Origin of the sequence: Sphingobacterium cavernae (assembly GCF_008520265.1) — a bacterium.
Lineage (GTDB): Bacteria > Bacteroidota > Bacteroidia > Sphingobacteriales > Sphingobacteriaceae > Sphingobacterium > Sphingobacterium cavernae.
The window spans coordinates 44399-63033 of record NZ_VIQM01000108.1 but is presented as its reverse complement, the minus strand read 5'-3'; the positions used below and the strand labels follow the sequence as shown (position 1 = coordinate 63033).

The following is an 18635-nucleotide window of genomic DNA, read 5'->3' as shown; positions in this document are numbered from 1 at the left end:
TTGTTAACTACCTAATAAAGAATCATAAATATGTTTGTTATTTACTTCATTGAAAATTTGATTTTACAGTTGGCCCCTCAACACTTAAATTTCCTTTATTATCTATATGTAAAGGATCCATAAAAACAACACGCTCATCACCGGTGATAGATGTTCTACCATGATAGACGCACCATGTCTTACCATTTTTATCACGTAATAAGCTATTGTGTCCCGTACCAGTGACAACACCTCCTTTATTAGTATTTTTTTCTAATACTGGATTATTATCAGACTTTTCAAATATTCCTAATGGGTAGTTTGATGTAGCATATCCTACTGCATAGTTTTCTCCTGCAAAGTAATTAGCAGAATACATCATATAATAGACATCATTGTGCTTGAATAGGTAAGATCCTTCAGTCCATCTGCGATTAATTTCGCCACTAGTTACAGATCTGCTCTCCCATTCTGATTGCTTATCTTTCATTTTTAATGGTGGACGTAGCAATAATACAGGTTCACCTATAATTCCAGAGAAATCAGATTTTAGTTCAACACCGTAAATCCAGCTTTCTTCAATATTATCACACATCCCTCTATCTATCGCCCAAGTGGCAATTTCACTATCTACGGAATGTTTATAACAACATCTCGAGTAATATAAATATAATCTCCCATCTTCGCTGAAATACACATTAGCATCTATAATTGGATATCCTGGATCAAATAAAGGTCCCCCTGTCATATCTTCAAATGGCCCTAAAGGACTATTTGACACTGCTACGCCAATTTTATAATTTTCAAGTTCATTATTTGGATTGTTCTTCCAATGTGCGCTATAAAACATATAATATCTATCATTGTACTGATAAACTTCAGGTGCCCAAAAATCTTTAGTTCCCCAAGACCTATCTTGATTACTAGTATATACAACGCTCTTATTTTCCCAATTGACGAGATCTGAAGATGTATAAACAACAAATCCATTTGTGACTCCACCCGTTCCGTACATATAATACATATCAGACTGTTTGTCGTATAGTACAAATGGATCTCCCAGTTTTACATCTAAAGGATTATTCGATAATATTGTACTATACTGTCGCTCTTGGCATGAGGTATTAATAAAACTTATTATTAACATCAGAATGGCTATAATCTTTTTCACAATCATTATTTTTTAACTTTAAAAAATGGTTTATTTTGAGTGGACTCACCTACTTCTCCAGTCATTATTTTAGGCCAGTCGTTTTCCCAAACAATTTTATCTAATAGTAATACTCGTCGACTAGCTCCATTCGCAACTTTGCCTTTTGAAGCATTAATCCCATGATATAATATCCAGTCTTGATTTTTATCATCAGTAATGATTCTTGAGGTGTGCCCAGGACCAACATAATTTTTACTTCTTGCTAACATTAAAGTTCCATTTCCTCTATTGATTATATCACGACCTTCATTATCTAAATATGGTCCTTCTAAGTTTTTGGATCTAGCTACCAATACATGATAAGTGCTATTTACACCATCACAACAAGAACCTTTGGAACCAATAAAATAGTAATAATCGTTTCTTTTATGTATAACGACCGCTTCAAAATCACCTGCAGCGATTTTGAATTTTCTTGATAAATCTGGTACTGAAAGTCCATCATCACTTAAAGGAATACCAAATGTCCCTTGCGTAGCAGCATCACTAAAACTTCCCCAAAACAAATATTTTCTCCCACCTTCCTCCCAATAAAAAGGATCTATAGAATTTGGTACATCTATCTCCTTGCTCAAAAAAACTTTTCCTTGATCTTGGAAAGGGCCTTGCGGTCGCGTCGAAACAGCTACACCAATCCCAGGATTTGGGTCACCCCAGGTAGAGTAAGCGTAATACATGATATATTTCCCATCCACATATACTACTTCAGGTGCCCACAGCCCACCATTTGATTTCCACGATGGTTTGGATGCAAAAGCTTGACCTACACTTTTCCAGTTTGTCAAATCTGTAGATCTCAAAACAGGAATTAGACGAGAGCCCGCCCCATCTCCCCAATCATCTTGTGTACCATACGCATAGAAAAATCCACTTTTGGGATCTCTTATCACTGTAGGATCAGCAAGAATAGGTTCAAATACCGGATTTTTGTAGGTCGTACTTGAAGTGGTATCACGATCATCATTTTTTTGCTCTTTACCACAGGCAATATTGATAATACACAACCAAAAAAATAATAATATTAGTTTATACACATTAACGTTTTTCATACACCTCATTATTTTATCGTACCTAAAATCATCCATACAGCAATAGAACCTCCATCCAAATTCGAAGCTGCAGTAGCAACAACAGTATTTTCATCCCATAATGCAATACATCCCCATTTTGCTTCTCGATCCAATGGAATTTGAAAAGGTTGATCTATGATTCTGAAATTACGGCCTTGTTTATCACCTATCGCCACATCTAGTGTTGATTTCTCCCAATCATTTGTACGATTCCGAGTAGTCTGATAAGACATCAAAACCTCTCCAGTTGGGAGCTTCATAATATAGGGTGCTCCTGCATATGTATCGTCAGGAAGAGGTTGTCTCAAAGCACTATTTCGCTGCTTGACATCAGCAATGACAGGAGTTGACCAAGGATTTTGCAAAGATGTTCTGACAATGTAAGGCTTGAATTGTTCTTGTTTATTATCCTCGATTGCTACCAAAATCTCATTCCCAACAACAAGTGGCACAGGCATCCCATCTCTTCTATTTGGTCTGAAAGATACCATGGCTACTTCTCCCCATGTGCCTCCATTGTCAGTAGATTTTAGGTAAGAAATCTCTTGCTCATCAGAATTAGTATAGGGCTTTTCATTTGCAAAATACACATGAATATCATTGTTGGGAAGTTGCAATAACGCTGGTTCCCAACAGCCATCGCTAAATCTAGGATGAGCTTCATAGATAATTTCAATATCTTTCCATGTGACACCTTGATCAGTACTTTTTCGAATTGCTATTGAAAATGGGGTTATCTCAGCTTTTGCAGGACGGTAATTACAAGCCATGAGCCAATCTCCATTTTTCAGTGCAATAAATTCGGGATTTGACATATTTACCCTAGTTTTCAATGAACCATCGTTGTACTCGAAAGAAGAAAAAACAACTTTAGTTGAAGACCAACTTTTCCCTTTATCTATAGTTTGAATTATTTCTATATTGCCATCAGCTTCGTACACTGCCACAATTTTTCCATCTCCTAAAGCTTTTATTCGAGGGTAACCTGCATAATTAAGTTGTCGCCCTTCAAGAGGCGCAATTTTTTGCAAGGTGGATTTATCCCAAACAATCTTCTTTTCTTCCTTTTTCTCTGTCTCATCATTGACTATTGTGTCACTTGCTTTGCAAGAAAACACAATAGCCAAAAACAAACAGTGTGTTATACACATTTTAATCATTTTTAATTGCCTTTAAATGAACTATTTTCTCACCATTAAATATTGGTTCTTGATATGGATTATCTTTTTTTCCAAATATAAACGGTACAATCGCAGTTCGCCTAGGACCAACTTTTTGTGGAGAAAAATGCGTATGAACTACATAATGCCACTTATCCCCTTGTTTGAACACATCACCGTGTCCAGTGCCAGACCATTTCGTATTATGTATACTCAATAAAGCAGTATCACCTATTCTTTGCCAAGGTCCATACACATTATCAGCGACCGCAACTCCGACTGAATATTTTGGGTTTCGAAAATCATTAGCCGAATAAAACATATAGTAGCGTCCATCATGGCGAAGGACTGTTGGACCTTCAGCAACGGGCCAAGGCACGTTATCAACATTTTCCCAAGGCAAAGATGCATGAATACATTCCTTTAAGGTTTCTTTTTTTATACCCGAGTAATCAGCGTTCAGTTCGGCTACAAATATTCTATTTCCATCCGTCAACCTGACGTGATAAAGATACTTTTTACCATCGGTATCAATAAAAATAAACGGATCAATTTGTTTTCCTTCCGCAATAATTGGTTTTTGTTGAGTTTGTTCAAAAGGTCCTAATGGCGAATCACTAACTGCTATAGCAATATTTTCATTAGCGGTATACGCCATCATGAATTTACCATTTTCATACCACACTTGTGGAGCCCAAAAACCTATTTCACCAAAAACATCCTTTTTTGCCAAGGCAAAACCGTTGGTAGCACCAACAGGACCTTCCCATTCCTCTAAGTTTTTGGATCGATAAACTTCGAATCCCAAATCAGCATTTTCACCTTTAGTACCATACAAATAATATGTTCCTTCATGGTAAAAAATTGTTGGGTCAGCTTGAAATATACCCACATACTTTGGTATATCTTCTGTTTCTTTAGCATCTGCAGCAACTGTTTTTTGACAACTTGAGGAAATTAATAAACTATGCATCAACAGTCCTAAAAACCACAACATCCCTATTTGAAACTTTTTTCCTTTTAACTGAACTTTTATCATTACTATTTAAATTTACATAACCAACTAATCCCAACCTGGATTTTGAATAATTGAAGGTGTTTTATTAATCTCAACTTGTGGAACTGGCCACAGGTAATGTTTCTTCGCAAACACCCTAGTTTTTAAGAATGATCTCACATAAAAGTCGTCATCCTGCAAATGAGTACCTTTGTCAACAGACATTCTGTAAAAGCGTTTATTATCCGTTTGTTCGGCTATCAGCCATCTTCTGGTGTCAAAATAGCGATGCGTTTCAAAGGCAAGCTCTATTCTGCGTTCGTGACGAATACACTCTCTCATAGCCTCCTTGGTTAATCCAGTAGGCAAATCTGGCAATCCAGCTCTTGAGCGTATAGCATTGACATATTTATACACATCCGCCTGTGGTCCTTGTGCCTCATTTAAAGCTTCAGCATAATTTAGGTAAATTTCGGCTAAGCGAAAATAAATCCATGTTTTTTGTGTGAAAATACCTTGTGGTATGCGCACAGATTCTTCAGAGAATTTCTTCATCAAATAACCAGTCACAGAATGATCTACTGCACTGCGAGAACGACCGTCCAAACCCGAATTCCAGAACTCAATCCTTCTCCCACGCCACATAGCTCCGCTATAATTAATTGCTGCATAAAATCTTGGTTCGCGCCCCACATACATATTGCGTATACGATCAAGGTGATAGCCCTTGCTATGAGCTGCAGTCGAATAACCGGTCTCTTGATAGCCAGATGTTGGATTAACAATTGGTTGTCCATCGTTAGTATACCCTGTGATTGGAGTACTGCCATCTTGCATTTGATAAGCATCTACTAATTCTTGAGTAGGACAATAGCCACTCCAACCACCCATACCATTAGGACTAGTAGCTCGTTCTTGGTGATCCCAAGTACCTATATTCCTAGCAAAAAGAATTTCTTTGTTCCATCTCATCGTAAATACCTCTTGATAACTTTTCAAAGGATCATTGTCTACCGATTTATACAAGCCATACCCTGCTGCTTCAGCTTGATCTATTGCTTCTTTGGCTGCCAAAGCGGCGATATTCCATTTATTTGCATCTGCTTGAGGGAATAATGACACACCATCTTGATCTTTAAAATTTACCAAATCAGGATTTCCATTCCACAATGGGCTAGCCGAATAGATGAGCATTCTAGACTTCAACGCTGCTGCTGAAGAGCGTGTCGGTCTACCTAGCTTGGTTAAGTCTTGCGTGGCACCAGCAATATAAGATGGGGGTAATAAGTTAATGGCACGATCGCAGTCCGCTACAATAAAATCTACCACTTCTTGATACGGCTTCCTTTTGATCTCGCCAAAATTGTCTGAAAGGACAATTGAACGATCCATAATAGGAATAGGACCATGTAACCGGACTTGAAAGAAATGAAAAAAAGCACGTAAAAAGTAAGCTTCCCCTTTCCAAATATTTTTATCCGACTCACTCATCGGCGTCTTATCTATATTTTCAAGGAACAAATTTATTTTGCGCATTCCCTCCCAATCAAATCGCCAAATATTCTCTTCAATGTTTTGTGGGCTCCATGCACCCGAAGTCATTACATGTGCAAATGGATATGTCCATGTGATTTCCATTTCATCAGATGCGCCTACAAACGGATTTCTTCCCCACCAATCATTAAATGAAATTTCCTCATGTAATGTAAAGTATGCAGATGTCAAAAATCGTTCGGCATATTGTCTTTGCGCAAAAACATCTTCTAGTGTCAAATCTTCATCAGGAACTTTATCTAAATAATCCTTACAGCTAAAAACAGATCCTAGTAAAAAGGCAAAACAGATATATTGAATAAAACGTATCATAACTTTTCTATTTAAAATTTACTTGCAAACCAAAATTTAATGTCCTTTGTAGTGGATAGAAGTTGGTACCACTATCTGATTCTGGATCCATTATCTTCACTTTATCCCAAGTATGAAGATTCACTGCATTGGCAAAAAGCCGTAAACTGTTCATACCGATACGGCTTAATTTTCCTTGTTCAAACGTATAAGCAAATTCCGCATTTTTTAATCGCAAATATGAGCCATCAACCTGCCACAATGTTGAAGCACGATTGTTGTTCGGATTGGCTACCGTAATTGCAGCTGGATATTTTCCATTAAGATTTTCGGTAGTCCATCTATTGTCATAGTACTCGGTTTGTACATTGAATGTCCCTACCCCATCTTGGAATGGGTACATCGTCGCTCCATACAAATAAATACTAGTTTGAGCAGCTCCCGTAAAGAATAAACTTAAATCAAACCCTTTGTAGGCGACAGTACCACCAAATCCATACACCACGCGTGGTGTACGCGGTAGACCTATTGCCATTCGATCATTATCATCGATGATATTATCATCATTAAGATCACGATATTTAATATCTCCAGGTTGTACAGGTCTTCCTAGTCTTTGCTCTGGACTATTATTTATTTCTTCTTGATCCTTAAAGATTCCTTCTGCTACCCACCCAAAAGGTTGATCAATTGGTTGTCCTTTCGCAGACAGCCAAGGGTATCTCTGGTTTGGTTCATCATTTTCTATGATGATGTTTTTAGCATAGGTCATGTTTACACGTCCTGAGTAATAGAAACCAGATGCTGTTCTGTTTTTAACTTCCAACATACCATCTATTCCCTTATTATTAACTTTTCCTAAGTTAGCATAAGGTATAACCCATGGATAGATACCTGTGACGAAAGGAATTTGTTGACGTTGCAAAAGAATCTCATTACGATCTTCCCAAAATGCATCTACCTGCATCACGACTTTACTATTGAACATCTCTAGATCCAGACCTAAGTTGCTCTTTTGAGATACTTCCCAACTTACATCAGGATTACCTGTCTGAGCCTCATCAATACCAGCCATCAATTGCATATTATCACCAAATCGATAAGACTGTGCATTTTGTGCATTCATATAGGTAAGATACAAGAAACGCCTTCCACCAATTTCATCGTTACCGACCTTACCATATGAACCTCTTAATTTCAAATGATTAATAGCATTATCGGTTCCCCAAAACTTTTCATTAGACAACACCCACCCTGCAGAGACAGAAGGGAAAAAACCAAATCTTTTTCCTTTCGGAAAATTCTCTGAGCCATTATATCCCGCATTGAACTCTAGTAAATATCTATTCAGGTAAGCATATGTTAAACGTGAAGCAATACCTTGTCTTCTGAAAGGTAAATTGTTGATAGATGTCCCTGCTGTGAGATCAGTATAATCACGTTGATTATACATCATCATACCTGAGACATCATGAGAACCAAAACTTCTGCTATAATTTAAAATAAATTCACTGTAATACGCTCTATTGGCACCATTTCCACTTGTATAGCCTAGTGGTGTAGCTTCTCTTAAGATTGCACTGTACATATCTTCGTTGGTAACCGGATCTTTACCAAGGTATTGTTTTACCTCAAAGTTCTTTTGGCGTCTTACATCTGATGAATAATTGTGATCATACGCAAATCGACCGTTTAAGCTTAATCCTTGCAACACTACCTCAGAAAGATCCCATTTAGTTGCAAAAGTACCTTGGACACTGTTGCGAGCTTGCACTAAATACCCTGATTGAGTAACCATACCCCAAGGATTAGAACCTAAAAACTGTGTCACACCGGCAGGTGTTCCATCTGGATTGGTTACAGGAAAAGCAATAGGCGGTGTTTTTCGTAATGCATCAAAGATGTCCACAGCTGATCTTGCTGGGTAATTACCTTGCTGGATGACACCGCCCAATCCAAATTCAAACAATAAATTTTTAGTAACATTCACATCAATATTAGAACGCAAATTGTAACGTTTCATGTTAATGTTTGTATTATATGGGTTTTCTGAGTCAGATTTCCACAAACCACTTTGCTCCGTGTATCCCACGTTCGCATAATAGCGGATAATATCCGTACCGCCGTTCATGCTCAGATTGTTGATTGTTTGATATGTATCTTTCTTCATGATAGTGGACGTCCAATCAACATTTGGATATAAGTAAGGGTCGCCTGTCTTGTACTTTTCAATCTCTTCTTGACCAAAAAACTCATCTTGCCCCATATTTCTATATGCCTCATCCCATAAGTTTAGATAATCTATTCCATCAATATATTCGGGGACACGCAAAGCTGACAACATCGCAGTTTCGGACCGAAGCATAACTTTTGGCTTTCCTTGCGTACCTTTTTTAGTGGTTATTAAAATAACCCCATTTGCTCCTCTTACACCATAAACTGCCGTTGCTGAAGCATCCTTTAACACTGAAAAACTTTCAATTTCTTGTGCATTGATATTATTCATATTCCGCTCCACACCGTCAACCAACACCAGTGGTGCTCGACTTCCCCAAGTCCCTAAACCTCTGATAAACACTTGTGCTTGATCATAGCCTGGCTCACCGCTTGTTTGCCTAGTAATAATACCAGGCATGCGTCCTGCTAGTGCATTAGACAACGATGGTGCAGATGATTGCTCTAGCGCTTTTACGGAAACAGAAGTCATTGATCCGGTGACAGTCACTTTCTTTTGTGTTCCGAAACCGACCACTACAACTTCATCTAGTTTCGAAGCGGCTTCATCGAACTCAAGCTGAAAAACCCTATCTCTTTCTTGGCCAACCTCGATTTCAAGAGTATGATAGCCTTGATGAGATATAAAAATAATGGCTTTCGAATTGGATACTTCAAGCAAGAATTTACCATTCAAATCAGTTGTAGTTCCTCCTGATGAACCTTTAATTTGAATACTTGCGCTTGGTAAAGGCAGGTTATTTAGTCCTAAGACTTGTCCTCTTAACACATGTTGTGCTACTACTTCTAATGGTAACATGGCTAATAACACCATGAGTGACGATAAGACTAAAATTCTCTTTATCATACTACATTCTGATAGAAAAAGAAGTTTTTGATAATCGTAAAAAACTGTTTTCATATGCATAATTCAAAGTTTGTCTGTAAATAGGTTTTTTAATTAATAAAATCGATTGTAACACCTGTTAATTAAATGCTATTGAAACTTAAAAAATTTGGTAGACCTGGTTTATAATGATTAATCCAAAAATCATTATTTCTTTTCACAAAGAATTTCCATATTGTTTCATAAAATCATTAATTTGTTTCATTATCTAACCTATGTAAACCAATGATATTAAAATGGATAACCTTGATAACGGTGTATTTCGGCACGTCGATGGCTATTTTAGCTCAGCCATATTACTTCAATCATTATAAAGTAGAAGATGGGCTCTCCAATAATGCAATAACTTGCAGTGCACAAGATAAAGATGGTTTCTTATGGTTCGGAACGAAAGATGGGTTAAATAGGTTTGATGGATATAGATTTAAGCATTACTCCTTAGTATCGAATAGCACGAACAGCATGGTAAGCAATTTTGTTCATTGTCTGATGATCCGATCAAATAAAGAAGTGTGGATTGGGACAGATCAAGGTATTTATATATATAATACATACGAAGAAAAATTCACCGCGCTTGAAAATTTTGAAAAAGGAGAAATTCTGAATATAAAAGAAGATAAAAATGGGAATGTGTGGTTTGTATCAAACAATAGGTTATATCAATACGAAGTACAAAGCAAAAAAATTATCAACAAGACGCCACATATTTTAGTTCACTCTTTTTGTATTGACAAATTGAATTCAATTTGGGTAGGTACAGCCAATCAAATAATTAATTTAATGAATTCTATAGAATATAATCTGCCAAACAACAACATACCTAATAGAATTGAAAGATTATATGCAGATTTTGATAATAATATATGGATAGGAACATCAAAAAGCGGTTTATTTAGATGGGATAGAAATTTGAAATCCATTGAAAATTTAATATATAGTGTTAAGATTAATGTTCCACTCTATGTTAGAGATATCATACAGATAAAATCTGCTGAATTCTGGATTGCCACAGAAAATGGTTTGATTATTTATGACTACCACACAAAGACTCACCAACTTATGCAACATGAAATAGATAATCCGTGGAGCATATCAGACAATGCTTTATACACAATATCTAAAGATCACCAAGGTGGAATATGGGTTGGTTCATTTTTTGGTGGCGTAAATTATTATCATCCCAACAACAATAATTTTGAAAAATTTTTTCCAAAATTCTCAAAAAATTCATTGCAGGGTCATGCAGTACGTGAAATAGTTGAAGACAATTATAAAAATTTATGGATTGGAACCGAAGATAATGGTTTATCATACTGGAATCCCACTAACAACAAGTTTATTCATTTTGACTTGAAGTCAAAATTATCACACACGAATATTCACGGCCTCTCGATTATTGGAGACAGCTTATTAGTAGGAACATTCGACCATGGCATGGATATCATTGATGTCAAAACTAAAAAAGTTATAAAGCACTTTGATTCTCAAAACACAAATAAAACCTTAACAGACAATTTTATATTCTACATTTACAAAACTTCGAAAAAAAGAATTTTACTTGCCACTTCCAGGGGGTTATTTGAGTTTTTTCCAGGTAAAGACAGTTTTAAACTCGTGATGGATGCGCCTTCTCATATCTTCTACACCTCAATATTCGAAGATAGAGATCAAAACATTTGGTTGTCAACTTGGAGAGATGGATTACTCAAGCTATCAGATAACAATCTTACTACATATAGGCATAACTCCAATGACCCTTCATCCATTAGTAGCAATCGTGTCAACAGAGTTTTTCAAGATTCAAATAATAGTATTTGGATAGCTACTGAAAATGGACTTTCCAAATGGATAAAAGAAACAAACTCTTTCCAATCTATTACAAGAATGCATGGTTTACCGAGTAATCTTATCCTGGCCATTCAAGAAGATGATAAAAAAAATCTATGGATTTCGTCTACGAATGGACTTATTCGCTTGAATACACAAAATCTTAAAATTAAAATCTACAATCAAGACCTAGGTATTCTTACCCCACAATTTAATTACAACTCAACTCTAAAAGACTCCAACGGACTTTTGTATTTTGGTTCATCCCGAGGATTTATACGATTCAATCCGGACAATATAAAAGATGAATCTTTATCTAATAATAAATCACCTATATATATTACCGGCATTCAAACGCATCAAAAAGAGCTATTAATTAGCGATGGACAAAACTCTTTAGATAAATCTATAATTTATACAGATCACATTGAACTAGATTATGACGAATCTACCGTATCCCTTGACTTTGCTGCATTAAATTATATCTCCGCAAAATCAACTTCTTATCAATATAGGCTACTTGGATTAGACACTACATGGACATTTTTACGAAATTTCAGCAAAGCTACTTTCACAAAAATCCCATCAGGAAAATATACTTTTCAAGTAAAAGCTGTTGACGCTAATGGAGAAGCAATTTCAGAAACCAAGTCTCTTCAAATAACAATAAGGCATCCATTTTGGGCTAGTGTTCCAGCAAAGATTTTCTATTTACTATCTACCCTTTCGATTATTGCTTACATTGTGATTGCTTATGACGCTAGAGTGAAGGAAAAAAACAGAAAAAGAATAGATATAATAAAAGCTCATAAAGAACAAGAGATTTATAAGGCCAAAATGGATTTTTTCATGAGCATAACCCATGAAATCAAGACTCCGTTAACTTTAATTAGAGCACCTATAGAACGTTTATTAAACACTGAAATTGAAATTGAGAAGCGTAAAAACTTAATTGGTATAATATATCAGAATACAGAGAAGTTGTTGAAGCTAACAGATAAACTGTTAGACTTCAGAAAAACAGAAAGCAGTCAATTTAGTCTACAACTGGAGAAAAAATCTATCCATAAATTACTAACATTGTGTTTAGCGGAATTCCAACCGCTAATAGAAGAAAAAAACTTAGTATTATCATTTCACTCATCACATAATAATATAGAGGCAAGTATAGATGTCGAAGCTGTATATAAAATTTTTGAAAATCTACTTTCTAATGCGATTAAATATTCAGATAAAGAAATTAAAATTGAATTGCGTAAACTACACCTCACTACTCCATCTTTGGAATTAGAAATTAAAAATGACGGAATTTTACTTTCAGAAAATGAGGTAAAGAATATATTTAAGCCATTTCACCGCTCAAGTGAACACTATCAGATAGAAGGTTCAGGACTTGGATTAGCGTTGGCACATTCTTTTGCCTCGCTACATGGAGGCTCTTTGTTTTTTAAAGAAAATTCAGAAAAAATGAATATATTCGTTTTACAATTACCTTTATGATAGCCAATTTTATGTCTTTATTCTCGCACCAAAAATCTACGGTATTACTTGCGGACGATAACCAAGATATATTAGATTTTATTGCAGATGATTTAGCTCATATTTTTAATATAATTAAAACTACAAATGGTTTGCAAGCTTTAGAGTATGTCAAAAATAATGAGGTAGACGTCGTAGTTAGTGATATCATGATGCCTGTAATGAATGGTTATGAACTATGTACTACACTGAAAGAGAATAGTATTTTCTCACATATACCGTTTATTATGTTGACTGCTAAAAATAGTATTCAATCAAAAATTGAAGGATTAGAATATGGTGCGGATGCGTATATCGAAAAACCATTTTCACCAACTTTTTTACAGGCTCAGATAACCAGTCTAATTCGTAACAGACAAAATGTTAAAAAACATTACGTTAATATTAATGAAACTCCGTTTGTTAAATCGCAACTAAATAAGTCCGACCAGAACTTCTTAGATCGTATTTATCGTTTCATATTAGAAAATATATCTGATCCTCAACTATGTGTAGATATGATTGCTGAAAAAATGAGTATGAGTCGACCAACATTATACAGAAAAATAAAATCAATTTCTGATCTACCCCCAAATGAGTTAATAAATATAGTACGACTAAATAAATCTAAACAACTGCTGAGTGAAGGTGAATTTAAAATTTACGAGATTTCAAATATGATTGGATATAGCAATCCCTCACATTTCACACGCAATTTTCATAAACATTATAATATGTCCCCAAAAGATTATTCTGATTGGAATAAAAATGATCATCGTACTCGTTAATCTTTTATATGGTAACAATGGTACTTATAGCCCTTAAGCATTAAAAAAAACATAATTAAATAAAATGAGGATTCTGATTTTTATCGGAATCCTCATTTTATTTAAAAAGTATAAAGTATTAAAAGCGGTTATGGCAACACCGCTCATAACCCCTATATGTATTATCTTGAAATCTCTAAAACTTCAAACTCAATTTCTCCTGCTGGTACTTTTACTACTGCTACATCACCTACAGACTTACCTAGCAAGCCTTGTGCAATTGGTGATTTTACAGAAATTTTCCCTGCCTTTAGATCTGCTTCTGTTTCGGATACCAATTGGTAAGTCATTTCTGCGCCATTCTTCTTGTTCTTGATACGAACGATAGATAACGCTAATACCTTACTCAGATCTAATTTTGATTCATCAATAAGACGAGCACTCGCCAATACATCTTCTAACTTCGCTATTTTAGCTTCATGCAACCCTTGAGCTTCCTTTGCAGCATCATACTCTGCATTTTCTGACAAATCACCTTTGTCACGTGCTTCTGCTATCGCATTAGCAATTTTCGCTCTACCTTCAGTTTTTAAGTAATGCAATTCTTCTTTGAGATTCGCTAACCCCTCTGCTGTGTAATAAGTTATTTCTGCCATAATATATATTTAAACTTAATTATTAACTACTAAAAATTTAACAAAAAAATAAACAAGACCATTCGCTCACGGAGAGAATGGTCTTGTTCATCGGTATACACGAAGATATACCAAATATATTATACTTCCAAATTAATAAAAATCTATTCCTCGTCTACAAATTTATAGCCCAAACCACGAACTGTCTGTAAATAAGTAGGTTTATCAGGATTACTTTCAATTTTCTTACGCAAACGTACCACGTGCATATCTAGTGTACGCGTATTAACATTAGAACTGTATCCCCATACAACTTCCATCAATTCTTCACGTGTGATTTCCTTACCCATATTCTGCAAAAAATGAAGTAGAATACGATTTTCTAAAATCGTTAATTCAATCTTTTTACCTTCGCGAATTAAAGAGTGTATCTGCGGATGATGTTCTGTATTGCCAAAAAAGTAAACATCTTTATTTGCATTTTTGGGCACAAAGAAACGCACTTTATTATCTATCATGGCCACCAATACATCCATATTGAATGGCTTAGTGATATAATCTGTGATGCCATGGCTATATGCATCGATCTTATCCACATCTTGCGACTTTGCAGTCATCATGATAATAATACTCTCGAAGCCCTGCTTACGAACCGATTGGCAAACATCTATACCCTCCTTACCAGGCAACATCCAGTCCAAAAGAACGATATCAGGTTGTACAGATAAGATCAATTCTTCTGCTTCTACCCCATTTCCAGCTTGAACTACTTTATAACGTTCTGTCTGCAAACGATGACTAATCAAGAAACGTAAATTTTCGTCATCTTCAATGACAGCAATTGTTATATCTCTATCCATATATTTTATACATTTTTCACTTCTACAGGAAATATCAATGTAAATGATGTACCTATATTAAGTTCGCTTTCTATTTTAATCTCACCACCCATGAATTCGGTGATTTCCTTACAAAACGCCAGGCCTAATCCTATACTACCTTGTTGGTTAAATTGATTCTTGACTCGATAGAATTTCTTAAAAATACTATTAAATTCTTTCTTATCTATACCTATCCCACGATCTTTGAATAAAATAACAAAATTTTTCTTAGTTTGTTCCACTTTTATTTCCAAAAATCGATTCGTCGGGTTTGAGTACTTGTATGCATTGTCAATCAAATTTTGAAAAACTGAATTTAACAATACTGGATCCGCATATATTTCATCCTTTACCTCCACACTATCCAAAAGTTGTAAGTCTGGATACTTGATACGCGTAGACTCAAATACATGTTGACAAAACTCGTTTAAATCTATAAACTCTCCGTTGAATTTAATAGATTTATTTTCAATTTGTGCAAATGAAAGCAACTTATTCATTAAGCTGTTAAGCTTATCCGCTTCTTGATCCAAAATACGCCCATACATCGCGCGCTCGGCATCACTAATCTGCTCTGCACTCTTAATATTATTACCCGCAATTTTAATTACACTCACTGGAGTTTTGAATTCATGAGTCAGGTTATTGATGAAATCATACTGCAACTGAAACATCCTGTTATTAATCAACACATTGCGATAAATCAAATAACCAATCAACAGTAAAATCAAGTAAATCAATACTAAAATACCCACTACAGGAAAAAACCACTTGTTAATTTCTTTGGTGATATGATTTTGCGAAGTTTCAAATTGCAATTTATAATCAGATAGAGCACCGGGTAGAGCGATTTCTGTTTTCAAATAAGCTTCTTCACTTAGAGAATATTGATCCACTACGGGCATTATGCTAATATTTTCGTATAGATTTCGGTACTTATTTTTGACTTGAATTTTCGTAGGTGAGATATAAAACACATAAAAATCCTGTTCGTAGTTGGATTCTTGGAATTTCTCATCCACCATCATATTGCGGAACGACAAAATATCAGTCATTCTCGGAATATTCATATAGGAAATCTTACCAGGTTGAATATTGTAAAAAAGTTTGTAAACTTCGGTATTGGAGATTCGTGCGCTATCAATTTTATCTCGACCTAGATAGGTACATAATTTTAAGAAAATACTGTAAAGCTCCTCGTTAGAGGATAAATCACTGCTAGAAACATGTTTTCTACTTTGTAATTTGTAATCCGAAGTAAGTTGGTATTGATAACTCGATTTGGCAGAAGCACCAAGATTGCCAATACGCATTTGGCGTTCGATCGTATCGCTATTGGTAAAGACAATATCCGAGAAATCTATTTTATGTACGAATGGATATCTACGTAATATTGAATTCGAAAAATCCTTTGCTTGCACAGAATCCATGAAACCCTGGTAATAAGCCACTTCAGGAATTTTCTCCTGAAAAAACTCATTAAAATCACTTATGGTTTCATCAAAAACCTCAGTTTTACGGTTATTAAAATCTGTTTGGACAAAATTAGTTGTAATTGTACGCGCAAAAAACACAGAAATTACAAACAATAAAGTAACAAATAAAAGAAAGACTATTAATAAGCCAAAGTTCTTTCTATATCTCGAATCTATTTTAGCCATTATTTCATCTGCTCTTTCAGAAATGTTTCTATTATTTGATAATATTCAATAATATTTTCTTCCTTTTTGAACTTTCTATTTTCGTCTTCTTTCCATACGTATTGTAAATCCACATTGTTACTTTTCAACTTCTGCACAAATTGATTAACATCTGTCATTGTATTATAACGATCTTTTCCCCCTTGAAACATCAAAATCGGCATTCTGATTTTTTCGGCGTGAAATAGAGGTGAGATAGCCTTAAATAGCTCGTACTCCTTCTGTGGATCTCCAATTATTTTATAATACAATTGTTTGTATGAATTGTAATAGGGCGGCAATTCTTTAAAATAAGTAAACAAATTAATATAACCCGAAGAAGAAATAGCACATTTGTACATCGTTGGGTTAAAGCAAGCTGCGTATAGTGAAGAATAACCGCCAAATCCAGTACCCATGATAGCAATACGCTCCTTATCCGCAATACCTGTATGAATCAACCATGCCACACCATCATTAATATCGTTCTGAATTTCTCCACCCCACTGCTTGAATCCCGAAACGTAGAAGTCTTTTCCTAGACCTATAGAGCCACGGTAGTTGACCTGAAAAACAGCATATCCTCTATTGGCCAAAAATTGAACTTCCGAATTAAACCCCCAAACATCGCGTCTATTTGGTCCATCGTGCACCAATACAACGACTGGGTATTTATCTCGTTTTTTTAACGGATAAGTTATATATCCCTTTATGCTTTTGCCATCCCGTGAGTCAAAAGTTACTTCCTCCATAGGAGAAAGCTGCTTGTCACGCAACGAAGGGTTCAACGGCGTTAGTTCCTTAATTTTTCCTTTGTAATAATAATAAATACCACCTGGATGTGTATCTGTATAGGTTTTAAACAGTACTGTATTGAACGCACTATCTACATCAATTATATCTACACTATTACCTTCGAATTGAGCAGAAATTTTTGAATAAATATTTTTTAACTCAGTATTATAAATAATTGTTTCTTTCTTTTTGGAAAAAGCTGTAGAAAACAATACTTCTTGGCGCGTGAAAGAATAGCCTTCTGCATTCAAATCAACTTCATCATTGCTCGCCAAAATCGTTTCCTCTCCATTCTCCAAATTTAAGTTAACGACAGCTATCTTATCGCGTCCTCTGTTGGATAAAGCATATATAGTATGCTTAGAATTGTTAACAGGACCCAATGGATATATCATCGAAGAAAAGTCTGTCTCTAATACATTTTGATAAGGTAGCCCTTCCTCTTCCCTGTACCAAAGTTTGTCTTCAACACTATCGCTAGATATAGCCAACCGCACCTTACCGTCAGATGACACAAACCATTCATTGAAATTATGTACATTCTTATCAACCAAAATAGGTTCATCGCCATTCAGCGGAATGCGGTATAAATCAATGACAGTAGAGTCTCTCCTATTCATTTGAGCTAACAAATGACCATCAAAGGCTGTGGATGGAGAGAGCCACTTTATGCTGTGTTTAGCTGGTTTTAATAATGTATTAATCTTTTCAGAATGAATATCAACGGTATAAAGACGCAAGCTATCCTGATAAGATTGTGCATTTGAAAAGACGATGGTATTATCGGTTGCCCAAAAATAATACTGCACATTCATGCTATTTTGGTAGGTAAGCTGTTTTGAAGAATCAGGATGCTCTAGATTTAAGATAAAAATATTTTTGCAGTGGTCTTCTAAACCTAAATAAGCTACCCACTTTCCATTTGGAGATATCTTAAAACTAGTATGATCAGGTTTGTCAAAAAAATCTTCAATTGGAATGTGTCGATCGTGAACATTGCCACCACAACTCATTACCAATAATGATATTGATAAAATCACACGCCTGAATAACACCTTTATGTTCATAAAACCTCGACTTCTATTCAAATAAAGTAATTTTCTAACATATTTTAACAATTGCAACCTTAATTTTACAGCTTATTAGTC

General features: G+C 35.3%; 12 protein-coding genes. 2 read left to right on the top strand and 10 right to left on the bottom strand.

Features of this window, described 5'->3' with window-relative positions; translation table 11 throughout:
* Window positions 1–46: 46 nt before the first annotated feature.
* From FLS47_RS17220 to FLS47_RS17195, 6 genes are read right to left on the bottom strand one after another with little or no spacing between them, the layout of a single operon-like run.
* Window positions 47–1150 (bottom strand): glycoside hydrolase family 43 protein, encoded by a 1104-nt coding sequence (locus FLS47_RS17220; RefSeq protein WP_223225406.1) that lies wholly within the window; start codon window positions 1148–1150, stop codon window positions 47–49.
* Between the two features lie 5 nt (window positions 1151–1155).
* Window positions 1156–2241 carry a family 43 glycosylhydrolase gene (locus tag FLS47_RS17215; protein ID WP_149915558.1) on the bottom strand — a complete coding sequence of 362 codons (1086 nt, stop codon included), beginning with the start codon at window positions 2239–2241 and terminating at the stop codon, window positions 1156–1158.
* Window positions 2242–2249: 8 nt separating this feature from the next.
* On the bottom strand, window positions 2250–3413 hold the full coding sequence (locus FLS47_RS17210) for a sialidase family protein (protein ID WP_188347478.1): 1164 nt from the start codon (window positions 3411–3413) through the stop codon (window positions 2250–2252).
* Window position 3414: 1 nt separating this feature from the next.
* A complete protein-coding gene (locus FLS47_RS17205) occupies window positions 3415–4461 on the bottom strand; it encodes a glycoside hydrolase family 43 protein (protein WP_223225405.1) in 1047 nt (348 codons plus the stop codon).
* Window positions 4462–4485: 24 nt separating this feature from the next.
* Window positions 4486–6285, bottom strand: a complete 1800-nt coding sequence (locus tag FLS47_RS17200) for a RagB/SusD family nutrient uptake outer membrane protein (RefSeq protein ID WP_149915556.1) — start codon at window positions 6283–6285, stop codon at window positions 4486–4488.
* A 7-nt stretch (window positions 6286–6292) separates the two neighbouring features.
* A complete protein-coding gene (locus FLS47_RS17195; RefSeq protein WP_223225404.1) occupies window positions 6293–9400 on the bottom strand; it encodes a SusC/RagA family TonB-linked outer membrane protein in 3108 nt (1035 codons plus the stop codon).
* A gap of 210 nt (window positions 9401–9610) precedes the next feature.
* Here FLS47_RS17195 and FLS47_RS17190 point away from each other — a divergent pair, with 210 nt between their 5' ends.
* Together FLS47_RS17190 and FLS47_RS17185 are read left to right on the top strand one after the other, a co-directional pair.
* Entirely contained in the window at window positions 9611–12712 is a 3102-nt protein-coding gene (locus tag FLS47_RS17190; protein WP_149915555.1) for a ligand-binding sensor domain-containing protein, read from the top strand.
* A complete protein-coding gene (locus tag FLS47_RS17185) occupies window positions 12709–13518 on the top strand; it encodes a response regulator transcription factor (protein WP_149915554.1) in 810 nt (269 codons plus the stop codon). The genes FLS47_RS17190 and FLS47_RS17185 overlap by 4 nt, the downstream gene beginning before the upstream one ends.
* Window positions 13519–13679: 161 nt before the next feature.
* Here FLS47_RS17185 and greA read toward each other — a convergent pair whose 3' ends face one another.
* From greA to FLS47_RS17165, 4 genes are all read right to left on the bottom strand, one after another.
* Complete coding sequence (greA, locus tag FLS47_RS17180; RefSeq protein ID WP_149915553.1) at window positions 13680–14153, bottom strand: transcription elongation factor GreA; 474 nt, start codon at window positions 14151–14153, stop codon at window positions 13680–13682.
* A gap of 143 nt (window positions 14154–14296) precedes the next feature.
* Entirely contained in the window at window positions 14297–14992 is a 696-nt protein-coding gene (locus FLS47_RS17175) for a response regulator transcription factor (RefSeq protein ID WP_149915552.1), read from the bottom strand.
* 5 nt (window positions 14993–14997) lie between these two features.
* A complete protein-coding gene (locus tag FLS47_RS17170; protein ID WP_149915551.1) occupies window positions 14998–16674 on the bottom strand; it encodes a sensor histidine kinase in 1677 nt (558 codons plus the stop codon).
* On the bottom strand, window positions 16674–18575 hold the full coding sequence (locus tag FLS47_RS17165) for a S9 family peptidase (protein WP_188347477.1): 1902 nt from the start codon (window positions 18573–18575) through the stop codon (window positions 16674–16676). The genes FLS47_RS17170 and FLS47_RS17165 overlap by 1 nt, the downstream gene beginning before the upstream one ends.
* Window positions 18576–18635 lie beyond the last annotated feature (60 nt).

Bases quoted from the DNA above. Each gene is read 5' to 3' on its own strand.
- FLS47_RS17215 (WP_149915558.1), bottom strand. From the start codon at position 2,241: ATGAAAAACGTTAATGTGTATAAACTAATATTATTATTTTTTTGGTTG.
- FLS47_RS17210 (WP_188347478.1), bottom strand. From the start codon at position 3,413: ATGTGTATAACACACTGTTTGTTTTTGGCTATTGTGTTTTCTTGCAAA.
- FLS47_RS17205 (WP_223225405.1), bottom strand. From the start codon at position 4,461: ATGATAAAAGTTCAGTTAAAAGGAAAAAAGTTTCAAATAGGGATGTTG.
- FLS47_RS17200 (WP_149915556.1), bottom strand. From the start codon at position 6,285: ATGATACGTTTTATTCAATATATCTGTTTTGCCTTTTTACTAGGATCT.
- FLS47_RS17195 (WP_223225404.1), bottom strand. From the start codon at position 9,400: ATGAAAACAGTTTTTTACGATTATCAAAAACTTCTTTTTCTATCAGAA.
- FLS47_RS17190 (WP_149915555.1), top strand. From the start codon at position 9,611: ATGATATTAAAATGGATAACCTTGATAACGGTGTATTTCGGCACGTCG.
- FLS47_RS17185 (WP_149915554.1), top strand. From the start codon at position 12,709: ATGATAGCCAATTTTATGTCTTTATTCTCGCACCAAAAATCTACGGTA.
- greA (WP_149915553.1), bottom strand. From the start codon at position 14,153: ATGGCAGAAATAACTTATTACACAGCAGAGGGGTTAGCGAATCTCAAA.
- FLS47_RS17175 (WP_149915552.1), bottom strand. From the start codon at position 14,992: ATGGATAGAGATATAACAATTGCTGTCATTGAAGATGACGAAAATTTA.
- FLS47_RS17170 (WP_149915551.1), bottom strand. From the start codon at position 16,674: ATGGCTAAAATAGATTCGAGATATAGAAAGAACTTTGGCTTATTAATA.